The organism is Cyanobacteriota bacterium, assembly GCA_025054735.1.
In the GTDB taxonomy this organism is placed as follows: Bacteria; Cyanobacteriota; Cyanobacteriia; order SKYG9; family SKYG9; genus SKYG9.
The window spans coordinates 1-1,905 of record JANWZG010000565.1 but is presented as its reverse complement, the minus strand read 5'-3'; the positions used below and the strand labels follow the sequence as shown (position 1 = coordinate 1,905).

At 46.1% G+C, this 1,905-nt stretch carries 2 protein-coding genes; both read left to right on the top strand.

The features are described 5' to 3' along the window. The first annotated feature begins 119 nt into the window (after positions 1-119). Positions 120-1,550 carry an ATP-binding protein gene (locus NZ772_18190; protein MCS6815486.1) on the top strand — a complete coding sequence of 477 codons (1,431 nt, stop codon included), beginning with the start codon at positions 120-122 and terminating at the stop codon, positions 1,548-1,550. Positions 1,551-1,583: 33 nt separating this feature from the next. Beyond that, on the top strand, positions 1,584-1,905 hold a 322-nt coding region (locus NZ772_18185; protein MCS6815485.1), incomplete at its 3' end, for a hypothetical protein.

Below are 1,905 nucleotides of genomic sequence, written 5' to 3'. Positions count from 1 at the left end.
TTGTTGTGACTTGTAGGAGTAACGTACACAATCATTTAGCCAGTTACCATCTAGTCAGCCACTTGTCTGAGAGTGTTCCCTTAGCCATCACCAGACCCATGCACCAATCCGATAATCCTATGTTAGCCACATCTCTGACAGAAACGCTATCGATCCCCACGCTCACGCTAGATTCAACCTTGCAGGAGTTACCGCTTCATAGCTTCCAAGTCGAGCTAGATTGTCCTGGACGAGATATTGCTCAAGCGCTGGATAATAATCCATTTTTGCCAGGAGTCATTTTGGTGGATCAAGGGCAGTTCGTAGGGATGATTTCGCGACGACGGTTCTTCAGGTATCTTAGTCGTCAATTTGGGCGAGAATTGTTCATGCGGCGACCTGTCGAGATTCTTCGGCGCTTTATCAATTTGGTAACTGAGACTTATCCTGGTGACGGTTTGATTGTCAAAGCTGCCCATGATGTCCTTCAGCGTCCACTTGAAGTATTGTACGAGCCGATCGTGGTGCAACTTGCCCCAGGCGATTATCGGCTGCTCGATTTACACAACCTGTTAGTAGCCCATGCCAACATCCATGAGCTGACCACAAATATGCTCAACCAGCAAACCCAAGCTCGAATCATTCAAACTGAGAAGATGGCTAGTTTGGGACAGATGGTAGCCGGTGTAGCACACGAGATTTTGAACCCAGTGAACTTTATCTGTGGCAATATTAGCTACATTTTGGCTTACACCAATGATTTAATTAAGTTACTAGAACTCCAGGATGCTGAGTTGCAAAACCCTTCTGATGTTATCCAAAACTTTAAGGATGAGATTGAGCTAGAGTTTCTGCTAAAAGACCTGCCACAAGCGATTGAGAGCATGAAGGTTGGCGCAGAACGGTTACAAAAAATTGTGGTTGGGTTGAAAACCTTTTCCCACGTGGATGAGGCAAATCGCCGCCCAGCCAATTTACATGACTGTATTGAAAATACGCTCCTCATTTTGAACAATCGCCTGAAATATGGCATTGAGGTGATTCGCGCTTATGGAGAATTACCTCCTATCAACTGTTACTCAGGGCAACTGAGTCAGGTGTTCATGAATATTCTTAGTAATGCGATCGATGCCTTAATGGAGAAGGCAGAAAAGACTCCTAAATCTGAACGTTGGAAACCTCGTATTAAAATCACGACTCGATTGTTAGCAGCCGGATCGGATGGCCTTCCCGCCAATCATCAAAAGTATGCTCGGTGGGTGTCTGTTTGTATTGCTGACAACGCCAGCGGTATTCCGCCAGAAATTCGCGATCGAGTCTTTGAAACTTTCTTTACAACAAAACCGATGGGCAAAGGTACAGGCTTAGGGCTTGCCATCAGTTACCAAATCGTTACAGAAAAGCATGGCGGTAAGCTCCTGCTGCGATCGCGCACTGAAGCTGATGCTGGCTATAGCCTGAATGATGTTCTCAACACTAAAGCGACTACTAGCCAGGATGGCGATGCTTCTCAGTTAAGCGCTGATTTCGGCACTGGCACAGAGTTTGAAATTTTACTTCCCCTGGTTTAAAGTCTGCGTCTGCCTATAACCTATGGAACTCAGTTGAAACGCCGTTACGTTTACATTGGGATTGTAGTTTTCCTCATTATCTCAATAGTAAGGGGTCTGACGGCCTGTCTTCCCAAGGAGCCAAGTAGCTATATCACGACTAACTTTATTAGTCGTAATCGCTGGAACTACGGTGTAGGCCGCACAGATACATCTATTCAAACTGCCCATGGCTCTCGCATTGAAAGTATCCAACTCCACATTGGCACTTATCGATACCTACGAACCAGCGTATTTCTGGAGGTGGGTCGAGGCAGGTTTACGATCGAACTCCTCGATGCTGAAACACAGCCTACGACTACAGTAACAGCCCTTG

Excerpts from the sequence above, each read along its gene's own strand:
- NZ772_18190 (MCS6815486.1), top strand. The coding sequence starts at position 120 with ATGTTAGCCACATCTCTGACAGAAACGCTATCGATCCCCACGCTCACG.